Below are 25513 nucleotides of genomic sequence, written 5' to 3' on the forward strand. Positions count from 1 at the left end.
TGCAACGGCATGTCGGGCCTAATTGCTGAGTTCGGCATAGGCAGCCAGTGCCGCCTTGATATCTTCGGGAATTCCGATGGCACGGTGTTCCTTCAGGCATGTTGTGACAGTTGTGAGGTTTCCGCGCAGGGCTTCGCTGCCGTCTTTCAGTGCATGCAGCTGCAATTGGTAGGATTTGCTGCCAATAGCGGCCACGGTAACAAAGACGTCGATTTCATCGCCCATCATACAGGGCGAAAAGAACGTCGCCCCAACGCTTGCATAACCCAGACCGGTGCGGCGCGGGCCGATGATCTCGTAATAATCAATGCCCAGGCGTTCGCAGAACCAGGCTTCTACCACCTGATTGAATACGTCAAAAAACTTGGGCGTGTAGACGATCCCGGCCGGATCGCATTGGCCGTGCCGGAAGATATGCGTCTTTGACCAAAGACCGCCAGGCAGGTCTGCGGAGGTCAGGGGAAGCGGGCGTGCCTGTGGATTGTTCTGTTCTGCTTCTGTCATGCAAATAACTCGATTGTTCTGAATGTGCCGTCCGATTGATTGCCGATGCAAGCAGGCGCCGCAATCAGTCAGCGGTGTCGCCTCTGTCGGCAATGATGTGTGCGGCTGCCATGACCATATCAAATTTTGACAGCCTGCGGATATGGTGTCTGAAGGCTTTGCTGCAGAAATCTTGCGATGGGATTCACTGTAGGCCTTCGGCGCAATCGCCGGAAGGCATGCGCAGTTGTACCGCCGCCGAGCAGCAAATGTCGGCATCAACGCAAAGGATGCTCCCATGTTGCGTGACCTGTTGGCCCAGGCCCAACCCGATCAGCAAATTCTGAGCGTTACGGCTGTTGGGGGGGGCATGATCTGAATGAATTGCCCTTGGCAGGCAGTGGGCTGCCGTGAGGTAAATCTGGTCTTCACATCTATCTACAATATTGTATACAGTTCAGAATGCGAATCTCGAATTGCAGTCCGGGACAAGACCACAGCGGTTTCAAAGGGCTCTTAGGAAGAACACGATGGACAATACGATGAGCGGCGCCGAAGCGATGGTGCGCGCCTTGGAGGCGCATGGGGTCAGCCATATCTTCGGTCTCTGCGGCGATACCACGCTGCCTTTTTATGATGCGATGAACCGGCTGGAGCACGGCATTACCCATGTCCTGACCCGCGACGAGCGCAGCGCGGCCTATATGGCTGACGGCTTTTCCCGTGTGACGGGACGGGTGGGGGTCTGCGAGGGACCTTCCGGCGGCGGTGCAACCTATATCCTGCCGGGGCTGATTGAGGCCAACGAAAGCTCTTATGCGGTGCTGGCGATCACCACTGACATTTCGATCGGATCATACGGAAAATACCCGCTGACTGAGGTCAATCAGGAGGTCCTGATGGGGCCGCTGACCAAGTTCAACACGGTGATCAAACGCGCCGACCACATCCCGCGCATGGTGCGCCAGGCGTTCCGGGCGATGACCACCGGCCGCTCTGGCTCGGCGCATCTGGGGCTGCCCTATGACATTCAATATGACGACGTGGCAGCGGATGACATCTGGGCCGACCCCAAGCATCAAAGCTACCCTGCCTACCGCGCGGCCCCCGAACCGGGAGCAGCAGAGGCTGCGGCGCAGGCTATTCTCACCGCCAAATCGCCGCTGATTGTCTGCGGCGGCGGCGTGGTGATTGCCGACGCAATGGAGGAACTGGGCACATTGGCCTCCCGTCTCGACATTGCTGTGGGCACATCGATCTCTGGCAAGGGATCGCTGGCCGACACCCACCCGCAGATGCTGGGCGTGGTCGGCTCCAACGGCGGCACCGATGAGACCTGGGAGATGATGGAAAATGCGGATCTGGTTGTCTTCATGGGCTGCCGGGCGGGATCAACCACCACGTCCCGCTGGGAGGCGCCGAAGCCCGGCAAGCGCATTGTGCATTTCGACAATGATCCGATGACCATCGGCGCCAACTACCCGACCGAGGTCGGGGTGGTGGCCGACCTGAAGCTGAGCCTGCAGGCGGTGAACGCCTATCTGGACAGTCGCAAAGACGATCTGCCGTCCTTTGGCGCTGCTGTCAAAATCGCCGATATCAAGCAGCGCAAGTTCGCCAAGTTCGAGGCGCTGGCACACAGCAAGAGCGATCAGGTATTGCCAGAGCAGATCATCCACGCCTTGAACCGAAACCTGCCCGATAACGCCATCGTGGTCTCTGACCCAGGCACCAGCTGCCCCTATTACAATGCCTACTCACAGCAGAAACATCCGGGCCGTCACTACATCACCAACCGCGCGCATGGGGCTTTGGGGTACTCGCTGTCGGCCTCGCTCGGCGCCTGGTTCGGGCGGCCTGATGCCAAGGTTGTGGGGATGATGGGCGACGGGTCCTTCAATTTCACCTGCGGTGAGCTGGAAACCGTGGTCCGCTGCAACGCGCCCATTACCTATGTGGTGTTCTCCAACGCCAACTTTGGCTGGATCAAGGCGAGCCAGCGGGATGGCTACGAAAAGCGCTACTACAATGTGGACTTCAACCGCACCAACCACGCCGCGGTGGCTGAGGCATTCGGGGTCAAGACCTGGCGGGTGGAAAGGCCGGAAGAGCTGGACCGGGCAATCAAGGACGCCTTTGCCCATGACGGCCCGACATTGATTGATGTGGTCTGCCAGACGCTCGAAGAGGCCGCCGCACCGGTGCGCCGCTGGATGGGTTGATCATTTATTGCGCAAAGCACCTTCTGGGCCGGGAAACATCTGTTCCCGGCCTTGTTTCTGTTACGGGGCGCCCGTTATGAATTTGTGGAACCGGTAGTTAAGAAAGGCGCCAGATCATGGACACACCCACCGCCCCCAAAGCCGGCGCCATGCTGCACCTGCGCGGCAACAGGCTGTCCGAAGGCGAGCCGGTGGCGCTGCCACTGACCCAAAGCTCAATGTACCACCTGCCGGGCGACTGGACCGGCGGTCCCAGCTATGGCCGGGCGGACAATGCCACCTGGGAGCATCTGGAGCATGTGCTGGCCTATCTGGAAGACGCGCCGACCCTGGCCTTCCCGTCAGGCATGGCGGCAATCTCGGCGGCGCTGTTTGCCACGGTCAAGGCAGGATCCCGGATTCTGATCCCTTCGGACGGCTACTATGTGACCCGCAGGCTCGGCGAGCGGTTTCTGCAGAACCTTGGCGTTGAGGTCGTGCAGCGCCCGACCGCTGCCTTTTGCGAGGGCGGGCTTGCGGGATTTGACGTTGTTTTTGCAGAGACACCTTCGAACCCCGGGCTGGATCTCTGCGACCTGCCAGCGATCTCGGAGGAGGTCCACGCGGCAGGCGGGCTGCTGATCGTCGACAACACCACCATGACACCGCTGGGCCAGCGCCCGCTGGAGCTGGGTGCGGATGTGGTGGTGGCATCCGACACCAAGGCGCCGGGCGGCCATTCGGATGTGCTGATGGGGCATCTGGCCACCCGCAATGCAGATGTGCTGCAGGCGGCGCGCGAATGGCGCCAGTTCGGCGGCGGCATCCCCGGCCCGCAAGAGGCCTGGCTGGCGCACCGGGGACTGGAGACGCTGGAGGTGCGTTTTGACCGGATGTGCAGCACCGCAGACGTGCTGGCCGAACGGCTGGCCGCGCATCCGCTGGTGCGCCAGATCCGCTTTCCGGGGCTGGCCTCCGACCCATCGCATGCGCTGGCAAAACAGCAGATGGCCCGGTTTGGCTTTCTGATCTCGATCACTCTGGACAGCGCGGAACAGGCCGATGCCTTCATCAACGGGTGCCCGCTGATCCGCGCTGCGACATCCTTTGGCGGTGTCCATACCTCAGCCGAACGTCGCGCCCGCTGGGGGGATGCAGTGGCGCCGGGTTTCATCCGGATCTCAGTCGGCACCGAACCTGCCGAAGAGCTGTGGCAGGCGATGCAGGCATCGCTGCAGGCAGTTGTTGCATAAGTGTTGGCAAGAAAGAAAAAGGGCGCGGGACCTCAGAGTATCTCCTGATACAGGGACATAAGCCAGTTGCAGAAGGTCTTCACCTCCTCCCGCTGGCCCGCGCGATCATTCATCACCACATAGTGAGAGCGGCGCTTGGGCAGTTTGAATGGGGTCGGGGTAACAACCAGGCCCTGCTCCACATACTGCTTGGCAAAGCTTTCCAGCACCATGGTGACACCATGCCCCGCGGCAATCGTCTGCAGCGCCAGCAGTGACGAGTCAGCCTTGAGCCAGTCTGTCGGTGATTGCAGGTTCAGCCCATGCAAATCCGACAAGCGCCCCCAATCTGTTTCCGACCCGAAAATCTGGACCACATCTGCACCCGCCAGATCGTGGATTGTGGGACTTCCGCCCAGGTTTTGCAGGTAGGCCGGGCTGCAGACCGGCACCGCGTTTTCATGGCCCAGATGCAGCGTTTCGCTGTCCTGCCAGTCGCCGCCATAGCGAATATCAATATCCAGCCCTTCCTCGTCGAACCGGTTGGCCCAGATAGACGTTGTAAGCTTGATGAGGATATCCGGATGCACAACCTGGAAACGGGCCAGCTGCGGCGCAAGCACCAAGGCCGCGCAAGAGATAGAGGCCCGCACCCGGACCACACGTTTGCGCTGTTTGCCGAACAGACCGGCGGTGGCCAGTTGCATGTCGTTAAAGGATTTTCGGATCGGTTGCGCATAGGCCTGACCAGTTCCGGTCAGCGCAACGCCGCGCGGCAGTCGTTTGAAAAGCTGGGCATTCAGATGTTTCTCCAGCAGCCTGATCTGCTGGCTGATGGCCGCAGGCGTCAGGCCCAGTTCTTCGGCAGCAGCAGAAAAACTGTTGAGCCGCGCAGCAGCTTCAAAGGCTTTCAGCCAAGTAACATGGGGCAGGTCAGTCATGGCTATGTTTAAGCACAGTTTAGCCTTAGGGGTAAAACACATTGTTTGAATTAACCGTCCGTCTGCGGGCAAGCTAGGCGATACTAGGGGAGTCGGAGCCCGCAATGGCGCAAACATTTGATTTCATTATCGTAGGGGCCGGATCGGCGGGCTGCGTGCTGGCAGACAAGCTGACGGCCAATGGCCGCTACAAGGTGTTGCTGATCGAGGCAGGTGGCAGCGACCGGCGGTTCTGGATCAAAATTCCGGTGGGGTACGGCTTTACCTTCTCCGACCCGAAAGTGAACTGGCGCTACTCTGCGGCCGCTGATCCGGGGCTGAACGGGCGCGAGGCCTATTGGCCGCGAGGCAAGGTGCTGGGCGGGTCGAGCTCGATCAACGCGATGGCCTATGTGCGCGGGCTGCCGCATGACTTCGACGACTGGGAGACCGCAGGCGCCACCGGCTGGGGCTGGAACAACGTGCGCCGCAGCTATGAAGCACTGGAAAGCAATGACGAATGGCACGAAGGCCGCCGCAGGCTGCGCGGCACGGGCCCTGTTCGCGTCACGGACCTGAGCGAGCGGATGCATCCCTTTGCCCGCAATTTTCTGTCAGCGGCGCAGGATATGGGCTGGCCATTCCTTCAGGACATGAATGCCGCGGCAGAAACCGGCGCCAACACACTGCCGAGCGAAGGCATGGGCTATGTGCGCAGCACCGTGAAGGAAGGGCGGCGCTGGTCTTCGGCTGACGCCTTTCTAAGGCCCGCAATGAAACGCGACAATCTGACCGTGGTCAGCGGTGCATTGGTTGAGAAGGTTCTGACATCCGGCGGCAGGGCGACCGGTGTTGCCTACAAAACAAAGGGCCAGACAGAGCAGGCGCTTGCTGCCCGGGAAGTGATCCTGAGCGCCGGTGCTGTAAACTCGCCGCAGCTGCTGCAACTGTCGGGGATCGGCCCGGCAAAGCTGCTGCAGCGCCATGGTATCGAGGTCACCCAAGATTTGCCGCAGGTGGGGCAGGGCCTGCAGGATCACTTGGCGGTCTCGCATTTCTTCTGGGCCAATCGCGCCACATTGAATGAGCGGCTGGGCAGTTTTGCCAAGCAGATGAAAGCCGGAATGCAATATGTGCTGACCCGCAAGGGGCCACTGAGCGTGCCGGTCAATCAGTGCAGCGGTTTTGTCCGGACCAAAGGCGCGGCACAGCCCGATGTGCAGGTCTACTGCAACCCGGCGTCCTATTCGACGCAAACCAACGGCAAACCGCAGATCGACCGGGACAACGGCTTCTTGCTGTGTGTGCAGCCTGGCCGTCCGGTCAGCCGCGGACAGATCAACATCACATCCCCAGACCCGCGCCAGGCGCCGCTGATTGAGCCGAACTCGCTCTCGGCTGAAGAGGATCAGGCCGCGGCCATTCGCGCCAGCCATCTGCTGCAAGCCCTGGCCTCCACCCCGACCATGAAAAGCGTCACCAAGGAACGGCGCGATCCGGATATTCTCGGCATGGATGACGCAGCACTGCTGGAGAATTTCCGCGAACGCGCAGGCAGCGTGTTTCATGCAAGCTGCACCTGTCGGATGGGACATACTGCGGCGGACTCGGTTCTGGATGCGCGGCTTCGGGTGCACGAGATGGCGGGGCTGCGGGTGATTGATGCCTCATCGTTTCCGAATGTGACCTCGGGCAACACCAATGCGCCGACACTGATGCTGGCCGCGCGCGGAGCGGAAATGGTTTTGGAAGACAATGAAAATGGGCCCTTGGCGGCTGAATGACGGGAAATTCACGGATGAAACTCGACAAAATCGAAACCTTTGTGTTCGGCAATCCGCCGCCGCGCCACGGCGGCCGCTATTTCATCTTTGTGCGTCTGACCACGGCCTGCGGCATTACGGGCGTTGGCGAAATTTACAACGCAACCTTCGGTCCGGATCTGTGCTGCGCCATGGCGCAGGATATGTTTGGGCGCCAGTTTGAAGGCTGCGATCCGCATCATATCGAAAAGCTGTGGCGCAAATCCTATGGCGCCGGCTACTCGATGCGGCCCGATGTGACAGTGATGGGGGTCTTGAGCGGTCTGGAAATGGCCTGCTGGGACATCATCGGCAAGGCGGCGGGCAAGCCGGTCTATGAGCTGATGGGCGGCCAGGTGCATGACCGGCTGCGCAGCTATACCTACCTCTACCCGGCTGAAGGCGATGTCTACCCGGACCCGGACACGCCCAATGTCTACAACGACCCTGACATGGCGGCAGAGGCAGCGCTGATCCAGGTGGACAAAGGCTTCACCGCGGTGAAGTTCGACCCCGCAGGCCCCTATACAATCTTTGACGGCCATCAACCGCGGCTGGAGGATCTGGAGCGCAGCGAGATGTTCGTGAAGCGCATCCGAGAGGCGGTCGGCACCCGTGCGGATCTGCTGTTTGGCACCCATGGGCAGTTCACCGTCTCTGGCGCCAAGCGGATGGCACGGCGGCTGGAACCTTATGAACCCCTTTGGTTCGAAGAACCCACAACACCGGAAAACCCGGCCGACATGGCAGAAGTGGCGCGGTTCACGTCGGTGCCGGTCTCAACCGGTGAACGGCTGTGCACCAAACATGAATTCGCGCGGGTTCTCGAAGCAGGTTCCGCCTCTATCCTGCAGATGAATCTGGGCCGGGTCGGCGGCCTGTTGGAAGCCAAGAAAATCGCATCCATGGCCGAAACCCGGCAGGCCCAGATCGCACCGCATCTTTACTGCGGGCCGGTGGTGGCCGCGGCGAACATCCAGATCGCCACTTGCAGCCCGAATTTCCTGATCCTGGAAAGCATCGGCACTTTTGAAGGCCCCTATATGTCCTGCCTGAAGTCCGCGATCACCTGGGAAGACGGCTATGTAATCCCCTCCCGCGAACCGGGCTTGGGGGTTGAGCTGGACGATGCGGCAATCGCCGCCAGCCCCTATAACGGCAGCGAGCTGCATCTGGAGCTGGCACAGGAGCCGGTGGTTCAGTAAGCGCTCACAGCATCAGCCGCCGGGGCGCATGGTCTCCGGCGGCAGTTTTATCAGGAACTTGGTGCGACCCTCGGCCTCCAGCTTGCGGCAGCGGTAGTTTGGAAAATGCGCGCCCAGGATCCTGCCCGACATCGTGCGGGCGGGGGCAAGCAGACCGGGCCTGCGGCCTGCGCTAGAGTTTCGGGTTCTGACTGTTCAGATCATCCTGAAATAGCTGCGATAGAAGCCGGACAGGCTCCATTCCATCTCGGACAGCGGGCCGGGTGCGAAACGGTGCGAATTCACGCCCTCCTGGTTGTGGCGAATGATGCGTTCATCATCGAGCGAGGTGACATGCCACAGCCAGGTGAGCGCCTCTTTGTTGTAATCACGCCCCTCTTTGGCATCGCCACGCACATACCAGGCGACCTGAATGTCGGTCTCCTGCAGGTCGCGGGGCACAAAGCGGTAGCCGACCAGATGGTCGGCATAGATCAGGAAATTGTTCAGGATGCCGATGGTCAGATCCGTGGCGCCGCCGTCATGGCCAGTCAGCGCGCCCAAGGCCGGCGCCAATGGCGTGCCATCCTCGCTGCCGGTCTGATAGCCGGGGAGCAGAGGATAGCGGCGCCAATAGACATCCGCGCCGGGCGCCTGCGCGTTGGGGCCAGTCAGGTCCAGTTCTTCTGAAGGCAGGCCGATTGCGGCGGACCGTTCGCGCAGCGCTTCACCGTATTTCTGGACGTCTGCCGGGTCTTTCAGCGAATGGCTGCGGGAATAATCCTGGTGCGATGGCGCGCAGTGATAGCACTCAAGGTAGTTTTCAAGCGCCAGTTTCCAATTGGCGGGAACCGGATAGGAGGCCTCATGCGCCAGTGTCAGGTTCTCAAGCTGCATCGGCGCTGCAAGCGGCAACAGCCGGTCCAGGCCATCTGCCAGCGGCGGCGGGTTTTCATCGGCGCAGACAAAGATAAGGCCCTGAAAGATCTGCACCTGCACCGGAAACAGCCCGTATTTGGCGGGGTCGAAATCCGGCCCCATGGCGCGGCCGCCGCGCAGTTTCCCGTCCAGACCAAACGTCCAGGCATGATAGGGGCAGGAAAACACCCGTGCCGTTCCCTGTTTTTCCAGACACACGCGAGAGCCGCGATGGCGGCAGACGTTCAGATGTGCGCGGACCTCGCCCTCGCGGTCACGCACCACGATCACCGATTCCGGACCGTAGTCGAACAGGAAATAGTCCCCCGGCTCTGCGATCTGGCTGACATGGCCGACCCAGATCCAGTTGCGGTTCCAGAACATCTTGATGTCGTGCTCATAAACCGCTTCAGAGGTATAGAAATGCCGCTCCAGCGCAAAGCCCTCGCGGTGGTTCTCCATCAGCTCACGCATCACTTGCAGGTCATCTTTGGGCATCATGCGCCTCCCATGTCTTTGAGGGAAATCAGTTCACGGCGGAACCAGTCGGCATCCGCCGCCGCCGGATCGCGTTCGAAATTGCGGGCCGCGAGGTGACCGGCAAAGACCGCATCGGCAATCAGGCCGGGGGCTGCTGCGTCACCGATCAGTTCCAGCGTCGTCAGGCTGTCTGCGTGATTTGCCGTCAGCTCATCATGCAGCGCGGTGCTGCGCTGGCGCGAGGTGACCAACAGCAGGCTGGCACATTCCACCCGGCGGCTACGGCTTGTATAAACACAGGTCAGCGCGGCACCGGAACCATCCGCAGATTGCAGGGTATGCAGCGGAAGGATCTCCACCCCTGCCTCCAGCAGCTCTGCTTGCACCCGGTGCTGTTCCAGGGTGAGTTCGGTAAAGGCAGAGGCGATGGCGCCAGGTGTTACCAGGACCACCTTGCGGTTTGCGGCGGCCAAATGGCTGGCCAGCACACCGCCCAAATACCCCTGATCGTCGTCATAAAGCAGTACCGGGCCGCTGTCCGGCGGCAGGGTTCCCGCCGTCACGTCATCGGGGGTGAAAACAGGCACGTCCCTGATGTCCAAAGGCAGTGGCGCGCTGCGCCCGCGCCCGTCCCGGTGCCAGCTGCTGCCGGTGGCGAGGAAGACATTGGGGATGCCCAGCTCCATGACGTCTGCAGCGCAAAGTTTGCTGCCGCTGAACATTTGCACATTGCCCCGCTGCTGCAGGTCCCACAGGCGGTTGTCGGCAACCCGCTTCCAGGCGGACAGCCCTTTCAGCCTGCTTTCCTTCAACACCCGGCCGCCGAATTCCCCTGCGGCTTCGGCCAGCGTTACCTGATAGCCGCGCTTGGCCAGTTGCATGGCGCATTCCAGACCCGCAGGTCCAGAGCCAACCACCAGCGCGGTCTCTTCCTGCTGCTTGGGGGCGATCAGCTCCGGGTGCCATTTGCGCCGCCATTCCTCTCCCATTGTCGGGTTCTGAGTGCAGCGGATCGGAACGCCGAGATTGTCAGCTGACACACAGATGTTGCAGCCAATGCATTCGCGGATCTCCTCGATCCGGCCTTCCTCAATCTTCTTGGGCAGGAAGGGATCGGCGATCGACGGCCGGGCTGCGCCGATCAGGTCCAGCACACCTTTGGAAACCAGCGAGGTCATCAGGTCGGGCGAGGTGAACCGCCCGACGCCGACCACAGGTTTGTTCGTCACCTGTTTCACGAAATCGGTATAGGGGATCTGATAGCCGTCTTCGGGCTGAAAGCGGGTGGTCATACTGTCGTTGCTCCAATCAGCAACATTCACATCCCAAAGGTCGGGCAGATCCGCCAGCATCTCCACCACGGCGCGACCTTCTTCGCTGGCCTGCATGCCGTCTGCCCCCATCATCTGATCCACCGCAAAGCGGAAGGCGACGGCGCAGTGGCCGTCCAGCACCTCGCGGGTGTCTTCCAGAAGTTCGCGGGTCAGGCGGACGCGGTTTTCCAGACTGCCGCCGTATTCGTCGCTGCGGGTATTGTACTGGGGCAGCAGGAAATGATGCGCCAAGGTCATCTGGTGGCCCGCATAGACATAGACGATGTCAAACCCCGCCGCGCGCGCACGAAGCGCCGCATCGCGGTGCCAGCGGCGCAGGTCACGGATGTCCTGTTTGTCCATGGCGCGGGCCTGTTTCGGATAGATCGCATCAATGGGCCGGTCGCAGACCCCCAGCGCCGGGGCGCGGGTCAGATGGTTGGTGGCATGATGGCCGTTATGGGCCAGCTGGATCGCGGCCAGCGCCCCTTTGGCATGAACCTGCTCTGTCATCAGCTGCAACGCCGGGATGTCGTGCCTGTCCCACAGCCGGTGTTCGGCATAGGGGCCAAGATCCGAGGTCGGATGGATCTCGGTCTCCTGCGTGGAAACCACAGACCAGCCGCCCTCTGCCTTCATTGCGCGCACGGCAGCTTCGGCCTGCGGGCGCACATGGCCCAGGCCGGTGCAATGCGGCACCTGGAAAAAGCGATTGCGGGTGGTGACCGGGCCGATTTTAACCGGTTCGAACAGAATGGAATACCCATTTGCGCCTGGCATACTGGCACATCCTTTGTTGCAGGGGTTGTCTATGGTTTGCGGGGCGGCGGGTCTCAGCACCCGCCGCCAGAAATGCTCAGAAGCCGGCTTTGATGCGCTCGAACTCCTTCAGCATGCGGCCCTCCAGCTCAGGATTGACCGCATCAAAGAACAGGCTGCTGGCAAAGAATTTGTCGACGTCAGCAAAACCGTAGGATTCGATCAGGCTCTGATCCGCGGACTTGAAGGCTGCGGCATTGGAATGGGCATAGCCCCAGTTTTCGATAATGTATTTTCCGCTGGCCTCGGCGCTCAGCGCGTTCAGCATGTCATAGACCTGCTCGTCGCTTTGGGTGGATGCGTTCAGATGCACATAGCCGCAGACCCAGGTCGCAATGCCTTTTTCCACGTCGCGCATCATCTTGGCCGGTGTTTCGTTCCAGATCAGGTTCAGCTCTGACTGGTTCCATCCCCAGCCCATCAGCACCTCGCCAGAGGCAATGGCCTGATCCAGCTGGCCCGCATCAGACCAGTAGAACCGCATGTTCGGGTGGATCGCACGCAAGAAGTCCGAGGCCTTCTGAAACTCCTCGTCGCTCATATCCGTGTAGCTGGAAGCGCCCGTCGCCAGAGCCGCCATTGCATAGGCCGAGGACGCCGCATCGGGGATCGCAATCTTGCCCTGGTAGGCGGGGTCCGCCAGCAATTGCAAAGACACCGCAGCCCCGTCGATCTGGTCGGTGCGGTAGATCAGCCCGGTGTTGCCCCATTCAAACGGCACCATATAGGTGTTGCCATCGATGGTGATGCCATCGACATCCTTGATCTGCGGCAGCAGGCTGTCCCAGTTGGCGATTTTTGCGGTGTCGATGGGTTTTACCAGCCCCGCGGCCACCCATTTGCGCAGCCCGTCAGTGCAGGGGTGGGCCAGGTCGGCGGCAAAGCCCGATTGCAGCTTGGTAAAGGCCTCCTCGACGCTGCCGAAATAGGTATAGCTGGGCGCGCCGCCGTATTTGGCAACGTAATCGCCATAAAAGCCCTGATCCTCGTAGCCGGACCAGTCAAAGACCGACAGGCTGGACGCATCGGCGGATGCGATCCCCGCCGAAGCAGATAAGGCTGTCGCAGCGGCCAGTACCGTTTTCAGATGTTTCATTTTCTTTCCTCCCATTTATCTCATGCCTCGCGGGCGCCCAGATCGATGACCGAAGCGTTCTGCACGCCCAGCCAGACCGGATCGCCCTGCTGGTGATCAACCGTGTGGAAATAGTTCGGAACCGACACTGCGATGGGCTGCGGCACGCCCGCAGCCGTCACGTGGTAGTGAACGTTTTCGCCGTAGAAAGCGGCATTGGTGACGGTGCCTTGCAGATAGCCGTCATAGCCTTCGGGTTTCTGCGCCGAAATTTCCAGCTGCTCTGGGCGGATGCCCGTCAGCAGCTTGGTTCCGCGCCGCGTCACATTGGGGTTCACATCGATGGCCAGCGGCCCGAAGCCCTGCACCTGGGCCTGCAATTTACCTTCTGCCTCTGCAGTCACTGAGGCATCCAGGAAATTCATGCCGCCAATGAAGGCCGCGACTTCCCGGCTGCAGGGGCGGGCATAAAGCACCTCGGGCTTGTCGACCTGCTTGAGCTGCCCCTTGAACATCACGCCGATGCGGTCGGACATGGTCATCGCCTCATACTGGTCGTGGGTGACCATCACAAAGGTGATGCCCAGCTTTTGCTGAAGCCGCCGCATTTCGAACTGCATCGCCTCGCGCAGGTTCTTGTCCAGCGCCGACAGTGGTTCATCCAGCAGCAAAACCTTGGGCCGCATCACCAGGGCCCGGGCCAGGGCAACCCGCTGGCGCTGGCCGCCCGAAAGCTCTGTGGCCTTGCGCGACTGCAGCCCGCCGAGCTCCACCATCTCCAGCGCCTCGGCAACGCGGGCGTCTGTTTCGGCCTTGCCCAGATTCAGCTTGCGCAGGCCAAAGGCCACATTGTCGCCGACGTTCAGATGCGGAAAGATCGCATAGGATTGAAACACCATATTGGTCGGCCGCTTGTTGGCAGGGATCTGCGCCATATCCTGCCCGTCGATGCGGATTGTACCGGCATCATGATCCTGAAACCCAGCAATCATCCGCAAAGCCGTGGTCTTGCCGCAACCTGAAGGACCAAGCAGAGAGAAGAATTCGCCCTCTTTCAGAGAGAGGTTCAGATCGCGCACAGCGATGAAGGAGCCGAACCGCTTTTCCACTCCGGAAATTTCGATGATGTTCTGACGGGTCATCCTCATATCCTTGATCAAGCGGATTTGTTTGAACGGCGGCGGAAGTATTCAGCGATCAGCAGCAGCACCACCGAGGCGAGCAACAAGAGCGAGCCAAGCGCCAGCGTGTTCGGCAGCTTGGCCGGAAAGCGGATCTGGCTCCAGATGTAGACCGGCAAGGTGGGCTGGTTGCCCGACAGGAAAAAGGCCAGCACAAATTCATCAAAGGAAACGGTGAAGGTCACCAGCAGGCTGGCCACAATCCCCGGAGCCACGATAGGCAAGGTCACCCGGCGGAACGTGCCAATGACGCTTTCACCAAGATCGAAGGCCGCTTCCTCCAGCGACTGGTCAAAGTCGTCAAAGGCAGATTTCATGATCGAAACCGCAAAGGGCAGGGCAACAAAGACATGCCCCAGGATCACCGTGGTGAGCGACGGTTTCAGCCCCAGCGCGATGAACAGCACCAGCATGGAAGACGCCACGATGATGCCGGGAATGACCAGCGGCAGCATCACCAGCCCTTCCGACAGCTCACGCCCCTTGAAGCGGTAGCGGACATAGGCACGCGCCGCAAACAGGCCCAGCGAGGTGGCCGCAAGCGCGGTCACACTGCCGACAATCAGAGAATTCACCATCGCCTGCAGCAGCGTGTCCTGCGCACCCAGCTGCGCGTACCATTTCAGAGTGAAACCCTTCATCGGGAACGCAACAATGGTGCCGTCGTTAAAGGAGAACAGCGGCAGCAGCAGCACCGGCAGATACAGGAAAACCAAATAGGCGATGGCATAGACCAGCAGCCAGGGAAATCGCAAAGACCTGCGCCGCGGCTTTCTGATGGCGGGTGTCAGTGGTTTGGCCAAGGGTTCGCTTGTCGGAGTGTTCACCGAATTCTCCTCCCCAGCGCTGTTGCAAGGATGACAAACAGGACTGCCACAAAGCCAACCGAGGCCATGGCAACCAACGACAGGGTTGCGCCCAAAGGCCAGTTGTTGGCAGGGCCGAACTGCACCTGGATAAGGTTCGCCACCATTTTGCCCTGCGATCCGCCGACCAGCGAGGGGGTGACATAATCGCCAACGGTCGGAATGAAGATGATCAGACTGGCGGCGATAATGCCGGGCACCGTCAATGGCAGGGTTACACGGACAAAGCGCTCCAGTTTCGAACAGCCAAGGTCTGTTGCGGCTTCCAAAAGCGAGCGGTCGATTTTTTGCAGCGAAACATAAATCGGCAAAATCGCGAACGGCGCCCAGGCATGGGCCAGCGTCAGCACCACCGCAAATTCATTATACAGCAGGAAGGTCAGTGGCTCATCAATCATCCCCAGCGAAATCAGCGCCGAATTCATCACACCGTTGAAACCCAGGATCAGTTTCCAGCTGAACACCCGCAGCAGATAGCTGGACCAGAACGGGATGGTGATCAGCAAAAGCCACAGGGTTTTGCGATGTGTGCGAAAGGCGATGAAATAGGCAATCGGATAGGCCAGTGCCACTGTCGCCGCAGTGACGGCTGCCGCAATCAGGATCGACCGCAGCATCAGGTGACGCACCAGCGGATCAGTGGCAGCCTCCAGATAATTGGCCCAGGACGGCGTCTTGTCGATCTCGACATAGGTTTGCGTCCAGAAGCTGTAGGCCACCAGAATGCCCAGCGGCGCAGCCACCAAGAGCCCCACATAGAGCGAAGCCGGGGCGCTGAGCGCCAGACCTTTTCCAGCCTCGGTTCTAAGAAATCCGGCCATGTCTCTTTGTTGCCTGCTGTTTTCAGGGTGGGGCGCCATCATCAAAAATGGACAATCGTCCATCAAAACTTGCGGCTCGGCAGGCTGTTCTGTCAACATGTTTCTCAAAAAATGTACAAACGTCCATTATGTTTGAAGAAACCGTCTTTATGTGCCTAGACTGTTGGAAAGCCACCGCTTGCCGCAGTGGTCTGCACCACGTATCAGCACCGCCCAAATGCGGCAGACATCGGGAAATCGGAATCAAATGACCGGGAAACGGGAACAGAACCGCGAGCAGAACCGCCTGGCCCTGATCTGCGCTGTTCTGGATTCGGTGGCAGAGAAGGGGATCTCCGAGACCTCTGTCAGCGAAATTATCCAGCGGGCCGGCCTGTCGCGCGGCATGATACATTTGCACTTTGGCGGCAAGGACAATCTGGTCCAAGCAGCAGCGCACCATTCTTCGCAGGAGTATTACGACGGCATCGAGGCCCTGCTGCAGACTGCGGGTGACAGCCCGCAAAAACGGATCGAAATGATCGTGCGCGGCGATCTCAGTGAACGCATCCTGAACCGGCGCAACGTCAGTATCTGGTATGCCTTCCGAGGCGAGGCGCGCAACCGTACAGCCATTGCCGAATACTCCGACACCCGCGACGGGCGGCTGCGCGGCATGATCCACAACGCCTTTTCCCGGATCGTGCGCGAGGCCGGAACACCGGATGCCCCTGGTGTGGCGCGTGATGCGACCCATGGCACTCTGGCGCTGCTCGAAGGCATGTGGACCGACTTTCTGCTGCACCCCGACCGCTTTGACAGGGACGAAGCCGCCCGGATCATCTTTCGGTTTCTGGCGGCGATGTTCCCGGCGCATTTCGCGCTGACTGGCGCAATCCGCCCAGACCAGGGAGAAACAGACGCTCCCCCCGTTGAAGCGCCTCAGCGCCGGCCGGAAGGCCCCGCAGCGTAAAGGCACAGCAGATCGTTGGCGATCGTAGCCGCAGCGATGGCCGTGATTTCGGACACATCATAGGCCGGGGCGACCTCTACCACATCCATGCCCACCACATTTGTCCCGGCCAGCCCGCGGATGATTTCCTGCGCCTGATAAGGCGTCAGGCCACCTATCACCGGGGTGCCGGTACCGGGGGCAGAACCCGGCTCCAGCGCATCAATATCAAAGGTCACATAGGTCTTGTGACCGCCAACAATGCTGCGGATCTTGTCTGCGACGGCTTCCGGCCCGGATTTTTGCACCTCGATTGCATCAATGATGTTCATGCCCAGCGGATCGGGGTTGTGGGTGCGGATGCCGACCTGAACAGAGCGGGCGGGGTCCACCAGCCCTTCACGGATAGCGTGCCACAGCATGGTGCCATGGTCGATCCGGCCTTCCTCGTCGGCCCAGGTATCGGAATGGGCATCAAACTGGATCAGGCTCAGGGGGCCATGTTTCTCCACATGGGCCTGCAGCAAAGGGTAGGTGATGAAATGGTCACCGCCGATCGACAGCAGCGCCGTATCCGTGGCCAGAACATCCCGCGCGGCCTGCGCGATTTCCCCCGGTACCTTATGCGGGTAGCCATAGTCGAACTCGCAATCGCCATAGTCGACCACCCGAAGCACTTCATAGGGGTCAACCTCCCATGGCCAGGGTTTGGACCAGGCAATGTGGCTGGAGCCAGAGCGCACCGCCCGCGGCCCCAGCCGGGTCCCCGAGCGGCTGGACACCGACAGATCGAAAGGAACCCCCATCACTGCCACATCAGCGCGGCTGAGATCACGGGAATAGCGCCGCCGCATGAAGCTGAGCGCGCCGGCGTAGCTGGCTTCGGCCACCACGCCACGGTCGCTTTCACGGGTAAAGGCCAGATCTCCCTGTACGGGATTCACACTGGAGGAATCGGTCATCTGGGGCTCCGTAAATTCTTAATCCGTCTGACCCCAGTTTGACTTTGCCGCTTATGCCGGCAAACTTGGCCAAAGATATATATCGAAAGACATAGATGCCAGAGACCCCTTCTTTCCCGCCGATGCCTTCAGGCTGGGTCAAAGCAATGACCGGGCTGGCTGAAACCGTCGCAACAGAGCGCTTCCCAGGCGCCCTGCGGCAGGTTCTGTCTCAGTGCTGCAGTTTTGATTCCATGGTCATCTCGCGCTACGCGGGAACCCAGCCACCAGTGCCGCTCTATCAGGATCTGGATGAATTGCAGGCGGCGATCACCGTGGAATTCTATGCCAGCGGCCCCTATCTACTGGATCCGCTCTATCAGGCGTGCCGCAACGGGTGCACACCCGGCGCCTATCGGCTGCTGGACCTGGCTCCTGAGGCCTTCTACCGCTCTGAATACTACCGTGCCTTTTACCGCAAGATCAGCATCAGTGACGAAATTGGCATCCTTGTACAGGACGGGGCAGAGAATTGGTTGATCGTTTCACTGGCTTGCTTTGCCCGGCAGCAGCGGTTTTCGGCGGCGGACACAGATCGGCTGAACGCCGCATTTGACCTGATCTCAGCATCGGTTCTGCGCCAATGGGGACAAGAGGAAGCGGCCCCGAACGGCGCCCAGGCCCCGGATTGGGAAGACCGGATGCAGACATTTGGCTCCGGCGTTCTCAGCCCGCGGGAACGGGAAGTGGTACAGCTTATTCTGCAGGGCCATTCCAGCCCGTCTGCCGCCGCCTGTCTGGGCATCGCAGAAGGCACCGTCAAAGTGCACCGCCACCACGCCTATACCAAGCTTGGCATCGGCTCCCAGGCAGAGCTCTTTTCCTTGGCGATACGGCATTTGACTGGCGCCGGATAGCACCGGCGGGGCGTGCAGCCTGCGGATGGATGATCGCGCGACCCTGGCACATGTTGGTTTTTCGGTCAAAAACACTGGATTTTTGTTTGCCAAACCCACATATTCACAAATTCTACATGAGATTTTTCCGCAAGCCAGCCAAATTCGGCCCAGCGGTACAGCCGCAAGGATGCCATGACAAAAGATCACGCTGACCACGCCCTGCGGACCGCAGAGACTGCGTCTGAAACCGCCCGCAGCCCTGGCCCGGAGCACAGTTCTGCAGGCGCAGGCCGCAAAAACGACTGGAGCGCCGATCCCACCGGTGGCATTCGGCCTCTCTGGTCCGGCCATCCGCTGTTCGGCTTTTCGCCGGGGCTTTTGAACAGGCAACCTTTCCATGTACGGGGTCGTGCGGATGCCGTCATCGATTTTGATCTGCAGCCTTATGACGTTCCGCCAGTCTCTCCTGTGATTTCGACTGCGGGCAAAGTAGTCACCAACCTGAACGGCCAGCCCGATGCCGCAGCTGCATGTCGTCACACCGGCGCTGATCAAAGGATAACCACATGGCAATATTAACTTTTCTGATCAGTCTTGCGGGCGCGACGATGCTGCTTCTCTATGCAGTGCGGATGGTGCGGACCGGGATAGAGCGCAGCTATGGCGCCTCGTTCCAGCGGCTGCTGACCGGACGACAAAGCCATCTGCAGGCGGGCGTAATGGGGCTTTTGCTGGCCATTGTCCTGCAAAGCTCAGCTGCGGTGGCGCTGCTCACCTCCGGCTTTGCCGCCAGCGGCTACCTCGCATTTCCGACGGGGCTGGCGATTGTGCTCGGCGGCGATCTCGGCTCGGCGCTGATCATCCAGATCCTGTCCTTCAAGCTTGATTGGCTGGTGCCGGTTCTGCTGGCCACAGGCGGCTATCTGTTTGTAAAGACCGAGGCCAAGAAAGCGCGTCAGCTGGGCCGGATTCTGATGGGTGTGGCTTTCATCCTGATTTCGCTCAGGTTCCTGCGCGAGGCGATGGACCCGATCCGCGACAGTGCATTTCTGCCCGCGGTCGCAGGCTACCTGGCCCGTGACTACATCACTGCCTTTCTGGTCGGCGGCGCGCTGGCCTTTGTCATGCATTCTTCTGTTGCCGCGATCCTGATGTGCGTTACCCTGGTGCAAATCGGCGCTATCCCTTTTGCGGCCGGCCTTTCGCTGGTGCTCGGCGCGAATTTCGGCTCTGCTTTCATTCCGATCTGGCTCAGCCGCGGCATGGCGCTGAGAGCGCGGCGCATTCCCTATGCCAACCTGGCCTTGCGCGGCACCTGGGCGGTGATCTGCCTGTTTGGTGCCAATCTGGCGCTGCGCCAGGGCTGGCTGGGCGATCCGCAAGGCGGACAGATGCTGGTCAGCGCCCATCTTTTGTTCAATGGGTCGCTTTTGCTGCTGGCGCTGCCGGCCTGCACGCCGCTGGAGAGACTGTTTGCCTGCGCCTTCCCGGAGCCGGTGCAGACGGAGCCTGTGCAGCCAGGTCGTCCGGTCAGCGCGTTGGAGCAGGGCAACTATGCCTCACCCGCACAGGCTGCGGCCAATCTCAAGCGGGAACTGCTGCGGATGGCCGACCAGGTCAGCGCCATGTTTCGCCCGGTGCTGGAACTTTATCAGGGCGGCAGCCGGGAGCAGATCAAAGCGGTGCAGCGGATGGATGATGAGGTCAACGATTGCCTCTCTGGCATCCGTCAGTATGTGGCGGCAATCCCCGAAGACAGTTTCGGCAAGGCGGAACTGAAGACCGCCCGCAGCCTGATGGAATACGCGATCCGGCTGGAGACCGCAGGCGATGTGGTGGCGCGCCGCCTGACGGTGCTGGCGGACAATCTGAACAAGAAAGGCCTGAGCTTCTCCAAGGAGGGCTGGCTGGAGATCACCCGTATGCACGAAGCGATCCTGGCCAATATGCAACTGGCCTCCAACGTTCTGATTTCCGATGATCTGGAAAGCGCGCGGCTCCTGAGTTTGGAGAAGACCGAGCTGAAGCGGATGGAGCACGACAGCCGCAAACGGCATCTGGGTCGGCTTCAGAACGGTGCGCGCGACAGCTTTGACACCTCGGACATCCATCTGGAAACCCTGCGTGCTCTGCGTGAATTCAACAGCCATATCGCTGCCGTGGCCAATCCTGTCCTCTATCAGAACGGCCAGCTGCTGGAGACACGGCTTATCGAGGATATGCCCGAAAGTGAGACCAGCGAGCTGCAGGAAACCAGCCGCTGACCATCTGGGTCGCAATGGCAGCCCGCCGCAGATGCAGCGGGCTGCTCGTTGTGGTCAGCTCTCGTCGTTCTGGTAGGGCACCACCAAAGTCGGGATCTGCGAACGGCGCAGAACCCGCTTGGCAACCGTGCCCAGGAACGTGTGGGAAAACCCGTGGTCATGGGCGCCCAGCACAATCAGGTCGCAGCCCAGCTCTACCGAACGACGCAGGATCACCTCAGCCGGATGGCCATCAGTCACTTCGACCGAGGCAACCTGGTCGCGGATCTTGGCATCATCGCCTTCAAACGCAGCCCAGAACCGGGCTTGCCGTTCGGCCAGCACCTGCTTGACCATCTCGTGCCGCCGTTTGGCCGCCGATTTACGGGTCTCATCGTTCAGCACGAACATTTCAAAGGTGATGCGCGCATCCTCGGAAATCGGCTCATTCACATGCAGCACGTGGATTTCCGCTCCAGTCGCCTGCGCCAGGCTGGCCGCGTGGCGCATGGCATATGGCGAATTCTGCGACAGATCAGTGGCAAACAGGATTTTTGTTACCATCGGTTTCATAACAGTCCCCTTTCAGATCAATAGCCGAACAGCCGCGGCAGCCACAGCGAGATTTCCGGGAAGAACGCGATAACAAAGATCGCGATGGTGTTCACCGCCGCAAAGGGCAGAGCACGCAGCGAGATCTCCTCGATTGAGATGTTCGAGATGCCTGACGCGATGAACAAGTTCTCTCCCAGGGGCGGCGTCTGGAAACCGATGCCCAGCGTACAGACCATGACGACACCGAAATGGATCGGGTCGATGCCCACAGAATAGGCCACTGGCAGCATCACCGGCACCAGGATCAGGATGGTGGCCAGCGTTTCCATGAACATGCCGACAAACAGCAGGAAGAAGATGATCAGCGCCCAGATCACATAGAGGTTCTGAGTAAAGCTCAGCATGCTGTCTGCGATCAATGCCGGGATCTGGTTTTCCACCAGCAGGCGGCCGAACACAGTTGCGGTGAACAGGATCAGCAGCACGCGGCCAGTCAGCCAGGTGGTGGCTTCCAGCGACTGGAACAGCGAAGACCAGGTCAGCTCGCGGTAGATGAAGACACCAACCACAAGAGTATAGAAAATGGCCACAATGGCTGCTTCGGTCGGGGTGAAGAAACCGGTATAGATCCCGCCCAGGATCACCAGCGGTGCCATCAGCGACCAGAAGCCCCGGTACATCTCACAGCCGACATTGCGGATCGACCAGCCTTCGGCCACGCCCTTGTAGCCGCGTTTTTTTGACATGAAATAGTTCAGGATCAAAAGGCTGGTGGCAATCAGGAAGGCGGGCATGAAGCCAGCGATGAACAGCTTGGAGATCGACACCGACTGGAATGTGCCGAATTTCTCGACCGCTTCCGGCGGCGGTGCCATGCCAAGGGCTGCAATGCCGAAGATCACCATCGGAATCGATGGCGGGATGATGATGCCCAGGCCGCCAGAGGAGGCCGTGACCGCAGAGGCATAGCCCTTTTCATAGCCGCGGTTGATCATGGCCGGGATCATCAGCATGCCAACGGCCGCCGTGGTGGCCGGGCCAGAGCCAGAGATCGCGCCAAAGAACAGACAGGCCATCACGGTTGCAGCTGAAATGCCGCCGGTAAACGGTCCGGCCAGGCTTTCAGCCACATTGATCAGCCGCTTGGAGATCCCCGCGGCCTCCATCAGCGCACCGGCCAGAATAAAGGCGGGCAGCGCCATCAGCGGGAACGACCCAACCGAGGTAAAGGCGATCTGCACAAACTTGATCGGATTTTCATCCAGATACAGGAAGGAGATCAGCGATGAAACGCCCAGGGCAACCGTGATCGGTGCGCCAATCAGCAAAAGCAGCAAGAATGATCCGAACAGGATCGTGACGATTTCAGTTTCCATTATGCTATCCCTCCCTTCTATGAGTTCTTTTCGGCGTCAGCGGCGGCCTTGATTTCATCAAGGTCGATCTGGTCGGGATCGTGGATATCTTCGCCGCGGATCAGCTTGCGGTAATTCACCTGCAGAATGCGGATCGTCATCAGCGCAAAGGCGATGGGCAGCACGATATAGATATATTTCATCTCGATGCCCAAGGTCTGTGACTTCCAGAACTTGTTCATCTTGTTGAAGACGAAATCGGTCGCCAGCCACAGGAAATAGCAGTTGAAGAACAGCCAGAAGAGGTCGGCAAAGGCTTCGATGTATTTGATCCAGCCGGCAGGCAGGAATTTGAACTGGAAGGTGACGCGGTTATGCGCACCCTTCAGTGCCGCGTAACTGGCCCCAAAATAGACAAACCAGACGAACATGTAGACCGACAGTTCTTCGATCCAGGAAAACGAATGGCCAAATGCCTCGCGCGAGACGATCTGCACAAACAGCAGAATGACAAAGCCGGACAGCAATAGGCGGCAGATATAGCTTTCTATATTGTCCAGGAATTTCCAGAACATAATGTACTCCTCCCCTGTGCAAAGCAGCGCACGTGGCGCTGCTTTGTTATTTTTATATATTTACCAGAGGCTTACTGGACCGGGTCACGACCAATGGTGGTCAGCACGGTGTTCAGCTTTTCGACACCACCGATGGAGTCATAGAACTGCGGCCAGACGGCTTCGGTTGCCAGCTTGATGAACTCGGCCTCATCATTTGCCGGATCGTCGATCTTCATACCCTTGGCGAGCAGACCTTCCTTGATCTCGGCTTCGATGTCGCGCAGGTACTGCGCCGATTTCACGGTCGCCTCCTGGCCCGCTTCGATCAGGATCTGCTGGTCTTCTTCGGACAGGTCCTGGAACACGGCCTCAGAGACGATCAGCGGTTCGATCGAGAAGATGTAACGCAGGTTGGTCACATATTCCTGCACTTCATAGAACTTCATCGCGTTGATGGTGGTGTAGGGGTTGTCCTGACCATCGACAACTTTGGTCTGCAGACCGGTGAAGGTCTCGGACCAGGCCATCGGAGTCGGGTTGATGCCCCAGGACTTGTAGGTCTCGATCATGATTTCGTTCTTGGGAACGCGGATGACCAGGTCCTGCAGGTCGGCAACCGTGGTGACCGGCTTTTTGGAGTTGGTCAGGCGGCGGAAACCGGTGTAGGTCCAGGCCAGAATGCGCACGCCGGCGTCACGGATAGTGTTTTCCGTCAGCTCCTGGCCGATCGGGCCCTGGGTCAGCTTTTCTGCGTCTTCCAGAGACAGGATAACGTAGGGCAGGGTGAACACGCCAACGGTCGGCGAGAATGGGGTCACATTGTTGATCGCCAGCAGCGACATATCCAAGGTGCCGATTGCCGCTTCGTTGACGGTGTCCTGCTCGGACCCCAGCTGACCATTCAGGAACATGGTTGCTGTGTGCTTGCCGTCGGACTTTTCTTCCAGCGCTTCAATGAAGAATTTGCCGGTACCTTCCTGTGAACTGCCGGCGCCGTCGCCCACGGCAATCTTGAAATTCTTTGCAGATACAGCACCAGTTGTCAGCATCGCAGCAGCGGAAACGGCCGCAGTCAGTGTGCAGACTTTCTTGAGAAATGACATAACTTCCTCCCGTATTGTCAATCTTGAGCCAAAACTTGCGCCGGAACATTCTCTGACCACTCTCCCGGTCAGATCATTCCTTGGCTGGCGGGACGCTACATTGCACTTAATGTTTCTAGAATGTAAACTTATGAAAGCAAAGTTTCACATATATCGAACCTTCAAATGAACCGTGCATCCCGTGTCAAACATATCGCCGACGCCGACCTGAAATTGCTCCGAGTCTTCAAGGCCGTCGCAGAGAGCGGTGGTCTAGCAGCGGCAGAAACAGAATTAAATATAGGTAAATCAACAATTTCCAAATATATCGCCGATCTGGAACTGCGTCTGGACCTCAAACTGTGCAACCGGGGTCCAGCCGGGTTCTCTCTCACGGATGACGGTGTGAAGGTGCTGAAGTCTGCTGAGGATCTGTTGAACTCGGTTTCTGATTTCCGCGCCGAAGTGAATGAAATCAAGCAGCAGCTGGCAGGCACCATTAGAATCGCTCTGTTCGATCAATGCGCCTCCAATCCCGAAGCCTTTCTGGCCGGCGCCATCCGGACCTTCAACAAGGCGGCGCCCTCTGTCGAAATCGATCTGTCGCTGGAACCACCGAACGTGATCGAATCCATGGTGATCGGCGGTGAACTTGACATCGGCATTCTGGCCCTGCACCGCCCGTCGCCCAGTCTGGAGTACATGCCGCTATACGGGGAAAACATGTTTCTCTACTGCGGCAAGGGCCACCCTTTCTTTGACCTCGACCATAGTGGGCTCACCCTGGCAGATGTTCAGGCGATGAATTACGCCGGCATCCGGGTCAGCTCTCCGAATCTGCATGTCGGCCAGACACTCGGCTTCCGCCGCGCGGCCAAGGTTCAAAACGAACAAGCTCTTGCCATTCTCATCATGTCCGGCAGCTATCTGGGCTTTCTTCCCGACCATCTGGCTGCTGGTTTTGTTGGCAGCGGGCTGATGCGCAAGGTGCTGCCAAGAGAAGCCTGCTATCGCAGCCAGTTTGCAGCGGTCACCCGCAAACGCCCTGCAGCAACCCGAATAACAAAGCTGTTTCTGAAAACTCTGGTCGCAGCACACTCCGGCGCTACAGTGACACTCTAGCATCCGCCGGGTGCAGCTGGTTCACGGCTGCAGCTACAGTATGTCCAACGACACTTTCACCCGGTCCATTACAACAGACGATGTAAACCGGCTGACATTGGATTCATCAAAGAAATACTCCTGAGTGAAAGCCTCGTATTCCTTGATGTCCTTGACGATGATGATCAGGATGAAATCCGCCTCACCCGTGGTGTAATAGCACTGCTGCACCTGCGGCGCCTGGTGCATCTTGCGCTTGAAAGAATCCAGGTGTATCCGGCTTTCCCGTTCCAGCACCACCTGCACGATCACTGTCATTTCTCGGCCCAGCCGGGACGGCGACAGGACCGCGATATCTCTTTCAACCACCCCTGTATCGCGCAGCTTCTTCAGCCGTTTCTGCACTGCCGGCGCCGACAGGCCAACCTCCTGGCTGATCGCTTCGGCGGTCAACTGAGCGTTTGACTGGATCAGCCGCAGAATTTCGTGGTCTTTATTATCCATAACGGATTTTTGATCCGGTTCAGCGGGAATGACAACTTAAAATCTGGCCG

The 25513-nt window shown here is 59.6% G+C and carries 23 protein-coding genes; 9 read left to right on the forward strand and 14 right to left on the reverse strand.

Features of this window, described 5'->3' with window-relative positions; translation table 11 throughout:
* Positions 1-18: 18 nt before the first annotated feature.
* On the reverse strand, positions 19-504 hold the full coding sequence (locus ACP151_RS07300; protein ID WP_424978221.1) for an acyl-CoA thioesterase: 486 nt from the start codon (positions 502-504) through the stop codon (positions 19-21).
* A 509-nt stretch (positions 505-1013) separates the two neighbouring features.
* Here ACP151_RS07300 and ACP151_RS07305 point away from each other — a divergent pair.
* Both ACP151_RS07305 and ACP151_RS07310 read left to right on the forward strand, forming a co-directional pair.
* A complete protein-coding gene (locus tag ACP151_RS07305; RefSeq protein WP_424978222.1) occupies positions 1014-2705 on the forward strand; it encodes a thiamine pyrophosphate-binding protein in 1692 nt (563 codons plus the stop codon).
* Positions 2706-2821: 116 nt separating this feature from the next.
* The gene (locus ACP151_RS07310; protein ID WP_424978223.1) at positions 2822-3937 is read left to right on the forward strand and encodes a cystathionine gamma-lyase; all 1116 of its coding nucleotides are present in this window, start codon (positions 2822-2824) and stop codon (positions 3935-3937) included.
* Between the two features lie 32 nt (positions 3938-3969).
* Here ACP151_RS07310 and ACP151_RS07315 read toward each other — a convergent pair whose 3' ends face one another.
* Positions 3970-4857 carry a LysR substrate-binding domain-containing protein gene (locus ACP151_RS07315; protein ID WP_424978224.1) on the reverse strand — a complete coding sequence of 296 codons (888 nt, stop codon included), beginning with the start codon at positions 4855-4857 and terminating at the stop codon, positions 3970-3972.
* A gap of 104 nt (positions 4858-4961) precedes the next feature.
* Between ACP151_RS07315 and ACP151_RS07320 the strand changes: the two genes are divergently transcribed.
* On the forward strand, positions 4962-6620 hold the full coding sequence (locus ACP151_RS07320; protein WP_424978225.1) for a GMC family oxidoreductase: 1659 nt from the start codon (positions 4962-4964) through the stop codon (positions 6618-6620).
* Positions 6621-6634: 14 nt separating this feature from the next.
* The gene (locus tag ACP151_RS07325; RefSeq protein WP_424978226.1) at positions 6635-7843 is read left to right on the forward strand and encodes a mandelate racemase/muconate lactonizing enzyme family protein; all 1209 of its coding nucleotides are present in this window, start codon (positions 6635-6637) and stop codon (positions 7841-7843) included.
* A 195-nt stretch (positions 7844-8038) separates the two neighbouring features.
* Here ACP151_RS07325 and ACP151_RS07330 read toward each other — a convergent pair whose 3' ends face one another.
* The 6 genes from ACP151_RS07330 to ACP151_RS07355 all read right to left on the reverse strand — a co-directional run bounded on the left by ACP151_RS07330 (position 8039) and on the right by ACP151_RS07355 (position 15295).
* Complete coding sequence (locus ACP151_RS07330; RefSeq protein WP_424978227.1) at positions 8039-9238, reverse strand: aromatic ring-hydroxylating oxygenase subunit alpha; 1200 nt, start codon at positions 9236-9238, stop codon at positions 8039-8041.
* Positions 9238-11313, reverse strand: coding sequence for an FAD-dependent oxidoreductase (locus ACP151_RS07335; protein ID WP_424978228.1), 2076 nt, complete (start codon positions 11311-11313; stop codon positions 9238-9240). Before ACP151_RS07335 ends, ACP151_RS07330 begins: the two co-directional genes overlap by 1 nt.
* Positions 11314-11389: 76 nt before the next feature.
* Entirely contained in the window at positions 11390-12448 is a 1059-nt protein-coding gene (locus ACP151_RS07340; RefSeq protein ID WP_424978229.1) for an ABC transporter substrate-binding protein, read from the reverse strand.
* Positions 12449-12468: 20 nt separating this feature from the next.
* The gene (locus tag ACP151_RS07345; protein WP_424978230.1) at positions 12469-13569 is read right to left on the reverse strand and encodes an ABC transporter ATP-binding protein; all 1101 of its coding nucleotides are present in this window, start codon (positions 13567-13569) and stop codon (positions 12469-12471) included.
* 14 nt (positions 13570-13583) lie between these two features.
* Positions 13584-14387, reverse strand: a complete 804-nt coding sequence (locus tag ACP151_RS07350) for an ABC transporter permease (protein ID WP_424978289.1) — start codon at positions 14385-14387, stop codon at positions 13584-13586.
* A 44-nt stretch (positions 14388-14431) separates the two neighbouring features.
* Positions 14432-15295, reverse strand: coding sequence for an ABC transporter permease (locus ACP151_RS07355; protein ID WP_424978231.1), 864 nt, complete (start codon positions 15293-15295; stop codon positions 14432-14434).
* Positions 15296-15542: 247 nt separating this feature from the next.
* On the opposite strand from ACP151_RS07355, the gene ACP151_RS07360 reads away from it, so the two are divergent.
* Entirely contained in the window at positions 15543-16247 is a 705-nt protein-coding gene (locus ACP151_RS07360) for a TetR family transcriptional regulator C-terminal domain-containing protein (RefSeq protein WP_424978232.1), read from the forward strand.
* Here ACP151_RS07360 and speB read toward each other — a convergent pair.
* Positions 16217-17188 (reverse strand): agmatinase, encoded by a 972-nt coding sequence (gene speB, locus ACP151_RS07365; protein WP_424978233.1) that lies wholly within the window; start codon positions 17186-17188, stop codon positions 16217-16219. The genes ACP151_RS07360 and speB overlap by 31 nt on opposite strands.
* A 95-nt stretch (positions 17189-17283) precedes the next feature.
* Between speB and ACP151_RS07370 the strand changes: the two genes are divergently transcribed.
* The 3 genes from ACP151_RS07370 to ACP151_RS07380 all read left to right on the forward strand — a co-directional run bounded on the left by ACP151_RS07370 (position 17284) and on the right by ACP151_RS07380 (position 20330).
* Positions 17284-18084 (forward strand): response regulator transcription factor, encoded by an 801-nt coding sequence (locus ACP151_RS07370; protein ID WP_424978234.1) that lies wholly within the window; start codon positions 17284-17286, stop codon positions 18082-18084.
* Between the two features lie 174 nt (positions 18085-18258).
* A complete protein-coding gene (locus ACP151_RS07375) occupies positions 18259-18645 on the forward strand; it encodes a hypothetical protein (RefSeq protein WP_424978235.1) in 387 nt (128 codons plus the stop codon).
* Positions 18633-20330 (forward strand): Na/Pi cotransporter family protein, encoded by a 1698-nt coding sequence (locus ACP151_RS07380; RefSeq protein ID WP_424978236.1) that lies wholly within the window; start codon positions 18633-18635, stop codon positions 20328-20330. The genes ACP151_RS07375 and ACP151_RS07380 overlap by 13 nt, the downstream gene beginning before the upstream one ends.
* A 54-nt stretch (positions 20331-20384) precedes the next feature.
* Here ACP151_RS07380 and ACP151_RS07385 read toward each other — a convergent pair whose 3' ends face one another.
* The 4 genes from ACP151_RS07385 to ACP151_RS07400 all read right to left on the reverse strand — a co-directional run bounded on the left by ACP151_RS07385 (position 20385) and on the right by ACP151_RS07400 (position 23879).
* Positions 20385-20882, reverse strand: a complete 498-nt coding sequence (locus tag ACP151_RS07385) for a universal stress protein (RefSeq protein ID WP_424978237.1) — start codon at positions 20880-20882, stop codon at positions 20385-20387.
* Positions 20883-20899: 17 nt separating this feature from the next.
* Positions 20900-22240 (reverse strand): TRAP transporter large permease, encoded by a 1341-nt coding sequence (locus ACP151_RS07390; protein ID WP_424978238.1) that lies wholly within the window; start codon positions 22238-22240, stop codon positions 20900-20902.
* 17 nt (positions 22241-22257) lie between these two features.
* Complete coding sequence (locus ACP151_RS07395) at positions 22258-22794, reverse strand: TRAP transporter small permease (protein WP_424978239.1); 537 nt, start codon at positions 22792-22794, stop codon at positions 22258-22260.
* Between the two features lie 71 nt (positions 22795-22865).
* Positions 22866-23879, reverse strand: coding sequence for a TRAP transporter substrate-binding protein (locus tag ACP151_RS07400; protein WP_424978240.1), 1014 nt, complete (start codon positions 23877-23879; stop codon positions 22866-22868).
* A gap of 165 nt (positions 23880-24044) precedes the next feature.
* On the opposite strand from ACP151_RS07400, the gene ACP151_RS07405 reads away from it, so the two are divergent.
* A complete protein-coding gene (locus ACP151_RS07405) occupies positions 24045-24980 on the forward strand; it encodes a LysR family transcriptional regulator (RefSeq protein ID WP_424978241.1) in 936 nt (311 codons plus the stop codon).
* Positions 24981-25013: 33 nt separating this feature from the next.
* On the opposite strand, the gene ACP151_RS07410 is transcribed toward ACP151_RS07405, so the two are convergent.
* Positions 25014-25463, reverse strand: coding sequence for an Lrp/AsnC family transcriptional regulator (locus ACP151_RS07410; RefSeq protein WP_424978242.1), 450 nt, complete (start codon positions 25461-25463; stop codon positions 25014-25016).
* Between the last annotated feature and the right edge of the window lie 50 nt (positions 25464-25513).

The sequence above is a fragment of the Leisingera sp. S232 genome (assembly GCF_049800895.1).
In the GTDB taxonomy this organism is placed as follows: Bacteria; Pseudomonadota; Alphaproteobacteria; order Rhodobacterales; family Rhodobacteraceae; genus Leisingera.

Excerpts from the sequence above, each read along its gene's own strand:
- ACP151_RS07300 (WP_424978221.1), bottom strand. The coding sequence starts at position 504 with ATGACAGAAGCAGAACAGAACAATCCACAGGCACGCCCGCTTCCCCTG.
- ACP151_RS07305 (WP_424978222.1), top strand. The coding sequence starts at position 1,014 with ATGGACAATACGATGAGCGGCGCCGAAGCGATGGTGCGCGCCTTGGAG.
- ACP151_RS07310 (WP_424978223.1), top strand. The coding sequence starts at position 2,822 with ATGGACACACCCACCGCCCCCAAAGCCGGCGCCATGCTGCACCTGCGC.
- ACP151_RS07315 (WP_424978224.1), bottom strand. The coding sequence starts at position 4,857 with ATGACTGACCTGCCCCATGTTACTTGGCTGAAAGCCTTTGAAGCTGCT.
- ACP151_RS07320 (WP_424978225.1), top strand. The coding sequence starts at position 4,962 with ATGGCGCAAACATTTGATTTCATTATCGTAGGGGCCGGATCGGCGGGC.
- ACP151_RS07325 (WP_424978226.1), top strand. The coding sequence starts at position 6,635 with ATGAAACTCGACAAAATCGAAACCTTTGTGTTCGGCAATCCGCCGCCG.
- ACP151_RS07330 (WP_424978227.1), bottom strand. The coding sequence starts at position 9,238 with ATGCCCAAAGATGACCTGCAAGTGATGCGTGAGCTGATGGAGAACCAC.
- ACP151_RS07335 (WP_424978228.1), bottom strand. The coding sequence starts at position 11,313 with ATGCCAGGCGCAAATGGGTATTCCATTCTGTTCGAACCGGTTAAAATC.
- ACP151_RS07340 (WP_424978229.1), bottom strand. The coding sequence starts at position 12,448 with ATGAAACATCTGAAAACGGTACTGGCCGCTGCGACAGCCTTATCTGCT.
- ACP151_RS07345 (WP_424978230.1), bottom strand. The coding sequence starts at position 13,569 with ATGACCCGTCAGAACATCATCGAAATTTCCGGAGTGGAAAAGCGGTTC.
- ACP151_RS07355 (WP_424978231.1), bottom strand. The coding sequence starts at position 15,295 with ATGGCCGGATTTCTTAGAACCGAGGCTGGAAAAGGTCTGGCGCTCAGC.
- ACP151_RS07360 (WP_424978232.1), top strand. The coding sequence starts at position 15,543 with ATGACCGGGAAACGGGAACAGAACCGCGAGCAGAACCGCCTGGCCCTG.
- speB (WP_424978233.1), bottom strand. The coding sequence starts at position 17,188 with ATGACCGATTCCTCCAGTGTGAATCCCGTACAGGGAGATCTGGCCTTT.
- ACP151_RS07370 (WP_424978234.1), top strand. The coding sequence starts at position 17,284 with ATGCCAGAGACCCCTTCTTTCCCGCCGATGCCTTCAGGCTGGGTCAAA.
- ACP151_RS07375 (WP_424978235.1), top strand. The coding sequence starts at position 18,259 with ATGACAAAAGATCACGCTGACCACGCCCTGCGGACCGCAGAGACTGCG.
- ACP151_RS07380 (WP_424978236.1), top strand. The coding sequence starts at position 18,633 with ATGGCAATATTAACTTTTCTGATCAGTCTTGCGGGCGCGACGATGCTG.
- ACP151_RS07385 (WP_424978237.1), bottom strand. The coding sequence starts at position 20,882 with ATGAAACCGATGGTAACAAAAATCCTGTTTGCCACTGATCTGTCGCAG.
- ACP151_RS07390 (WP_424978238.1), bottom strand. The coding sequence starts at position 22,240 with ATGGAAACTGAAATCGTCACGATCCTGTTCGGATCATTCTTGCTGCTT.
- ACP151_RS07395 (WP_424978239.1), bottom strand. The coding sequence starts at position 22,794 with ATGTTCTGGAAATTCCTGGACAATATAGAAAGCTATATCTGCCGCCTA.
- ACP151_RS07400 (WP_424978240.1), bottom strand. The coding sequence starts at position 23,879 with ATGTCATTTCTCAAGAAAGTCTGCACACTGACTGCGGCCGTTTCCGCT.
- ACP151_RS07405 (WP_424978241.1), top strand. The coding sequence starts at position 24,045 with ATGAACCGTGCATCCCGTGTCAAACATATCGCCGACGCCGACCTGAAA.
- ACP151_RS07410 (WP_424978242.1), bottom strand. The coding sequence starts at position 25,463 with ATGGATAATAAAGACCACGAAATTCTGCGGCTGATCCAGTCAAACGCT.